The organism is Streptomyces sp. YS-3 (genome assembly GCF_045257485.1).
Taxonomy (GTDB): domain Bacteria; phylum Actinomycetota; class Actinomycetes; order Streptomycetales; family Streptomycetaceae; genus Streptomyces.
This window is the reverse complement of record NZ_JBJHPC010000407.1, coordinates 1-6,613: the sequence shown is the minus strand read 5'-3', so window position 1 is coordinate 6,613 and position 6,613 is coordinate 1. Positions and strand designations below refer to the sequence as shown.

The 6,613-nt window shown below is 74.1% G+C and carries 6 protein-coding genes; 3 read left to right on the top strand and 3 right to left on the bottom strand.

Annotated elements, in window-relative coordinates:
* The 3 genes from ACJA3G_RS26595 to ACJA3G_RS26585 form a co-directional block, all read left to right on the top strand.
* Positions 1 to 503: flavin reductase family protein (locus ACJA3G_RS26595; protein ID WP_406555580.1), on the top strand; the 503-nt coding region annotated here is incomplete at its 5' end.
* Between the two features lie 13 nt (positions 504 to 516).
* Positions 517 to 1,218, top strand: coding sequence for a TetR/AcrR family transcriptional regulator (locus ACJA3G_RS26590; RefSeq protein WP_406555579.1), 702 nt, complete (start codon positions 517 to 519; stop codon positions 1,216 to 1,218).
* Between the two features lie 24 nt (positions 1,219 to 1,242).
* Complete coding sequence (locus ACJA3G_RS26585) at positions 1,243 to 1,767, top strand: GNAT family N-acetyltransferase (RefSeq protein WP_406555578.1); 525 nt, start codon at positions 1,243 to 1,245, stop codon at positions 1,765 to 1,767.
* Positions 1,768 to 1,779: 12 nt separating this feature from the next.
* Here ACJA3G_RS26585 and ACJA3G_RS26580 read toward each other — a convergent pair whose 3' ends face one another.
* From ACJA3G_RS26580 to ACJA3G_RS26570, 3 genes are all read right to left on the bottom strand, one after another.
* On the bottom strand, positions 1,780 to 3,822 hold the full coding sequence (locus ACJA3G_RS26580) for an ATP-binding protein (RefSeq protein ID WP_406555577.1): 2,043 nt from the start codon (positions 3,820 to 3,822) through the stop codon (positions 1,780 to 1,782).
* Between the two features lie 135 nt (positions 3,823 to 3,957).
* Positions 3,958 to 4,983, bottom strand: coding sequence for a LacI family DNA-binding transcriptional regulator (locus tag ACJA3G_RS26575; RefSeq protein WP_406555576.1), 1,026 nt, complete (start codon positions 4,981 to 4,983; stop codon positions 3,958 to 3,960).
* Positions 4,980 to 6,613, bottom strand: a 1,634-nt coding sequence (locus tag ACJA3G_RS26570; protein WP_406555575.1) for a glycoside hydrolase family 13 protein, incomplete at its 5' end; no start/stop codon positions are given. The genes ACJA3G_RS26575 and ACJA3G_RS26570, both read right to left, overlap by 4 nt.

The window sequence follows — 6,613 nt, the reverse complement described above, 5'->3', positions numbered from 1 at the left end:
CCTCCATGCCGTTCCTGGACGAGATCGAGGAGCTGGGGGCGGGGGGTGCGCGGGTCACCGTGGTGCCCGAGGACGAGGCCGGACTGCCCGATGTGGCCGCGTTCCTGGCCGGTTCGGACGTGGGCGCGGCGGTGTACTGCTGCGGCCCCGAGCCGCTGATGGACGCGGTGGCGGCGGCCCTGCCCGAGGGGCGCGCCCTCCATCTGGAGCGGTTCACGCCGGGCGCGAGCACCGCGCGGCCCGGCACCTTCGAGGTCGAACTGCGCCGCACGGGCCGCACCCTCACGATCCCGGCGGGCCGCTCGGTGCTCGCCACGGTCCGCGACGAGCTGCCGGACCTTCCGTACTCGTGCGAGCAGGGCTTCTGCGGAACCTGCCAACAGCGGGTCCTGGAGGGCGTGGTGGACCACCGGGACGAGCTGCTCACGGACGCGGAGCGCGAGGACTCCATGCTGATCTGCGTCTCCCGCTGCCGGGGACGGAAACTCGTGCTCGACCTGTAGGTACCCTGTTCGCATGACGACCGGGGTGCGGCGCAGGATGGGCGTCGAAGAGCGCAGGCGGCAGCTGATCGGGGTCGCGCTGGAGCTGTTCAGCCACCGCTCTCCCGACGATGTGTCCATCGACGAGATAGCGGCGGCGGCCGGGATATCCCGGCCGCTCGTCTACCACTACTTCCCCGGCAAGCAGAGCCTGTACGAGGCGGCGCTGCGGATGGCCGCCGACGAGCTGGCGGGCCGGTTCGTGGAGCCGCACGAGGGGCCGTTGGGGGCCCGGCTGCTGCGGGTGATGGGCCGCTTCTTCGACTTCGTCGAGGGCCACGGTCCGGGCTTCGCCGCGCTGATGCGGGGCGGACCCGCGGCCTCGGCGGGCAACTCGACCACCGCCAACGCCATGATCGACGAGGTGCGGCACGCCGCCTACCTCCAGATCCTCGCCCACCTCGGCGTCCAGGACCCGCCCGCGCGGCTGGAGTTGGTGGTGCGCTCCTGGGTCTCGCTCGCCGAGTCGACGGCCCTGATCTGGCTGGACGGCCGCCGCATCCCGCGCGGCGAGCTGGAGTTGCAGCTCGTGCACGACTTCGCGGCGCTGGCGGCGGTGAGCGCGGCCTACGACGAGGAGATGGCGGCGGTGGTCCTGCGCATGCTCGCGGAGGAGCCGCCGGAGGGCCCGTTCGGGGACCTGGTGGCCCGGCTGATGGCGCTGGCACCCCGCTAGTCACGGGGCCGTACTTTGATCACCATGACGACATCGACGGAGACGCTCTCCTTCCGCCTCGCGCGCGAGGCGGATCTGCCCGTGCTCGTGGCCCTGTACGACGGCGCCGCCCGCTGGATGCGGGGCAGCGGCATCGACCAGTGGCGGCCCGGCGAGAAGGATGCGGACCACTTCCGGCGGCGGATGGCCGAGGGCGAGGTCTGGCTGGCGCTGACCGGCGACGGCCGGGCGGCCGGGGCGTACGAGCTGTGGTGGCGGGACGAGCCCGCCTGGGGCGTACGGCCGCCGGAGGCGGGCTATGTGCACCGGCTGATGACCGACCGGGCGCTGGCCCCCGCCGGGACCGGCCGGGCCCTGCTCGCCCACGCCGAGCAGCGCATCGCGGCGGCCGGGCGCCCGCTGTCCCGGCTGGACTTCAAGGCCTCCAGCCCGGGGCTGCGCGCCTACTACGAGCGGGCCGGGTACGCGGTCGCGGGCGAGCAGCCCTTCAAGGAGGGCGGGGGCGGCAGCGCCTACGCCGTCGTCCTGATGGAGAAGCGGCTCGGCTGAACCGGACCCGCCTCAACCGCCCTGGGCGACATCGCCCTTGAGGGCATCGCTGAGCCCCTGGTCGAGCCCGGCGCGCGCCCCCCGGTGGAAGGCGCTGTCGTACGCCTGGTCGCCGAGCGCGGCCCTGGCCCGGCGCTCGCACTCCTCGCGGACGGCGGTGAGCCGGGGCGCGCCCATCTGGGCCTTGCCGACGGTACGCCAGTACTCCTGTCCGGTGCCGAGGACCAGGGCGCCCCGCTCGCCGTCGCCGCGTGCGGCGAGCGCGCAGGCGAGCACGTCGAGGCCGAGGGCGATGCCGAAGCTGTCGTGGAGCAGCCGTTTGCCGGTCAGCATGGCGCGGGCGTGCTCGGCGGCCTCGGTGGCGCGGCCCAGCGCCAGCGCGGTGACGGCGAGCATGTAGTCGGCGTACGCCCGCATCCAGCGCTCCCCGCGGCTCGCGCACCGGTCGCGCAGCCGGCTGGACTCGGCGGCGGCCTCCTGGTGGCGGCCCAGGTTGACGAGGGCGTAGACGCGGACGAGCGCGCACAGGGCGAGGCCGGGCGAGAAGTCGGTCCCGGCCGCGTCGATGGCGGGGGTGCAGATGTCGAGGGCGCCCGCCGCGTCGCCGGGCATCAGGACGGCGGCGGCGAGCAGATGGGCGGCCCGCAGCCGGCACTCGGGGTCCGTGGCGCGCGCGACGGACCGCCGGCCGTGGCGCAGCGCGCTCTCCAGGTCGCCCTGGAGGAGGGTGATGGTGCCGAGCACCCATTCGGCGCGGTCGCGGCGGCGGCCGGGCCCGGGGCCGAGGGCGAGGGCGCGCTCCAGATAGCCGCGGCCCTCGTGCAGATGGCCGCAGCAGAACCAGAAGAACCACAGCGAGGACGCCATGTCGAGGGCGGCGTCGGGGTCGTGGGCGAGCAGGTACTCGAGAGCCGCGCGCAGATCGGCCTGTTCGGCGTCGAGCCGCTCGTACCACTCGACCTGGTCCGGGCCCAGCCACTCGGCCTCCGCGGTACGGACCAGCCGGCGGCAGCGCTCGGCGTGCCGGCGGGCCACGGCCGTCTCCTCGCCGAGCTCGCCCAGCCACTGGCGGCCGTACTCGCGGATGGTGTCGAGCATCCGGTAGCCGGGCCGGCCGTGGTGCGGGCCGGTCCGGACGACGGACTTGGCGGTCAGGCCCGCGAGCGCGGCCGTGACGGCTTCGGGGGCGAGCGGGCCGCCCGCGGCGACGTCCTGGGCCGCCGCCAGGTCGAAGCCGCCGGCGAACACCGAGAGCCGGGCCCACAGCAGCCGTTCCAGCGGGGCGCACAGTTCGTGGCTCCAGCCGATGGTGGTGCGCATGGTCTGGTGCCGGGGCAGCCGGTCGGAGCGGGTGTCGGTGAGGACCTCGAAGCGCGTGTCGAGCCGTTCGGCCAGTTGCTCGACGCTCCACAGCCGCAGCCGGGCGCCGGCGAGTTCGATGGCGAGCGGGATGCCGTCGAGTCTGCGGCAGACGGCGGCGGCGGCCTCGGCGCGGGCGGGGGTCTCGAAGGACTTCAGCGACAGGTGCGGGACGGCGTCGACGGCACGTTGCTTGAAGAGGGTGAGGGCCGCGCCGGCGGGCGGCAGCGGGCCGAGCGGGAAGACCCGTTCCTCCGGGCGTCCCAGGGGCTGCCGGCTGGTGGCCAGGACGGTGAGCCCGGGTGAGGTCTGGAGCAGCTCGCCGATGAGGTGGCCGCAGGCGGAGACGAGGTGTTCGCAGGTGTCGAGGACCAGGAGCAGCCGTTTGTCGGCGAGCCGGCCGCAGAGCGCCTCGGCGGCGCTGCGGGTGGTCTGGTCGGTGACGCCCAGATGGTCGGCGACGGTGGCGTCGAGGAGTTCGGCGTCGCACAGGGGGGACAGCTCGACCCACCACACCCCGTCGGGACAGAAGGCCAGGCGCCGGCGGGCGGCGCGCAGGGCGAGCCGGGATTTGCCCACGCCGCCCGGGCCGGTGACCGTGACGAGCCGGTGATCGAGCAGCAGCTTGTCCAGGGTGGCCAGTTCCGCCGACCGGCCCACGAAGCTCGTGGTCTCCGCTGGAAGATTCCCCAACACGGGCACAGTCTGGACCAGACGATCGCCCGCTCCCGCCCCGAAGACTGGTTCAACCGGAAACAGTCGCAATGAGGCCAGGATTGATCAGATCGACGTCACTTGTGCACGTCCGGAGAACACACCGCGCCCGTTCGGTCAGTCCCGTACGCGCGCGGTGGACCCCCGTACCACCAGCTCGGGCTGGAACACGAACTCCGTTTGCTGCACGGGGTTGCCCCTGATCTCCTCCAGCAGCGCCCCCACCGCGGCCGTCGCCATCGCCCGCACCGGCTGGCGGACCGTGGTCAGCGGCGGGTCGGTGAACGCGATCAGCCGTGAGTCGTCGAAGCCCACCACCGACACCTCACCGGGCACCGCGAGCCCGCGCTCGCGTGCCGCGCGCACCGCGCCGAGCGCCATCATGTCGCTGGCGCACACCACTCCCGTACACCCCTGGTCGAGCAGCGCGCCCGCCGCCACCTGGCCGCCCTCGACGCTGAAGAGGGTGTGCCCGATGTACGCGGCGGCCTCCTGGGCGCGCAGTCCGAACCGCTCCCCCAGCGCGGCCGTGAACCCCTCGGCCTTGCGCCGCGAGGGCACATACCGCGCGGGACCTGCCGCCAGACCGATCCGGGTGTGTCCCAGGTCGGCGAGATGGCCCACCGCCATCGTCATCGCCGCGTGGTCGTCGGGCGAGACGAAGGGGGCGGGGATACGTTCGTTGTACCCGTTGACCAGGACGAACGGCACTCCGCGCTCACTGAGCGCCAGATAGCGGGCGGGGTCGGCGGCGGTGTCGGCGTGCAGCCCCGACAGGAACACGATGCCGTTGACCCCGCGCTCCTCCAGCTGCTCGACGAGCTCGTCCTCGGTCACCCCGCCGGGCAGCTGGGTGCAGAGCACCGGGGTGTACCCGTGCCCGGCCAGCACCTGCTCCACGGCCTGGGCGAACGCGGGGAAGATGGGGTTGGTGAGCTCCGGGGTGACCAGGCCGACCAGTCCGGCGCTGCGGTGGCGCAGCCGGGCGGGCCGCTCCCAGCCGAGGACGTCCAGGGCCGCGAGCACCCGCTGCCGGGTGGCGTCGGCGACACCCGGGCGCCCGTTGAGCACCCGGCTGACGGTGGCCTCGCTGACGGCCGCCTGGCAGGCGATGTCGGCGAGGCGCGGCCCGGCGTCGGTCACACCGCCCACCACACGGTGGTGTCGGAGCCGAGGACGAACTCCCCGTCCTCCACGGCGACCTCGCCGCCGCCGCTGGAGAGCAGGACCTTCCCGGCGGCGGGCGCGGGCAGCCGGACCGGCTCCCCGGTGAGGTTGACCGTGCAGACGAACCCCTCGCGGGCGAAGGCGAGCACCCCCTCGGGCGCCTCCAGCCAGCGGACCGTGTCGCCCCTGCCGAGGCCGGGGTGTTCGCGGCGGGCGGCGAGGGCGGCGCGGTAGAGCTCCAGGGTGGAGTCCGGGTCGCCGGTCTGGGCCTCGACGGAGAGCGCGCCCCAACCGGCGGGCTGCGGCAGCCAGCTGCCGCCGCTGCCGAAGCCGTGGCTGGGACCGTCCTCGGTCCACGGGATGGGCACCCGGCAGCCGTCGCGGAAGCCGTCCTGGCCCTCGGCGCGGAAGAAGGACGGGTCCTGGCGCACCTCGTCGGGCAGGTCGGTGACGTCCGGCAGGCCGAGCTCCTCACCCTGGTAGAGGTAGGCGGAGCCGGGCAGCGCCAGCATCAGCAGCGTCGCGGCCCGCGCCCGGCGCAGCCCCAGCTCACGGTCGCCCGGGGTGCGCAACTGGGTGCCGAGGCCCGGCGGGTTGGCGAAGCGGGTGGCGTGCCGGGTGACGTCGTGGTTGGAGAGCACCCAGGTCGCGGGCGCGCCGACGGGGCGCATCGCGGAGAGCGAGCCGTCGATGACGTCCCGCAGCGCGGCGGCGTCCCACGGGGCGCCCAGGTACTGGAAGTTGAAGGCCTGGTGGAGCTCGTCGGGGCGTACGTAGTGGGCGGTGCGCTCGACGGTGGGCGTCCACGCCTCGGCGACGGCTATGCGCTCGCCGGGGTACTCATCGAGGATCAGCCGCCAGGAGCGGTAGATCTCGTGGACGCCGTCCTGGTCGAAGAACGGCATGACATCGTTGCCGAGCAGCTTGAGCTGCTCGCTGCCGCCGATGTCGGGCAGCCCGGCCGCCTTGACCAGGCCGTGGGCGACGTCCACCCGGAACCCGTCGACGCCCATGTCGAGCCAGAACCGCAGGATCGAGCGGAACTCGTCGGCGACGGCGGGGTGCTCCCAGTTGAAGTCGGGCTGCTCCGGGGCGAACAGGTGCAGATACCACTCGCCGTCCTCGGTACGGGTCCAGGCGGGCCCGCCGAAAATGGACTCCCAGTCGTTGGGCGGCAGCTCGCCGCTGTCGCCGCGGCCGGGGCGGAAGTGGTAGCGCGCCCGCAGCGGCGATCCCGGCCCCTCCCGCAGGGCCCGCTTGAACCACTCGTGCTGGTCGGAGGAGTGGTTGGGGACGAGGTCGACGATGATGCGCAGCCCGAGGTCATGGGCGTCGCGGATCAGGGCGTCGGCGTCGTGCAGGGTGCCGAACATGGGGTCGATGGCGCGGTAGTCGGCGACGTCGTAGCCGGCGTCGGCCTGCGGGGAGGCGTAGAAGGGGGAGAGCCAGACGGCGTCGACGCCGAGGTCACGGAGGTAGGGGAGGTGGGCGCGGACGCCGTTGAGGTCACCCATCCCGTCGCCGTTGGCGTCGGCGAAGCTGCGCGGATAGACCTGGTAGATCACGGCGTCCTGCCACCAGCCGGCGCGGGCGGTCCCGGTGGGGG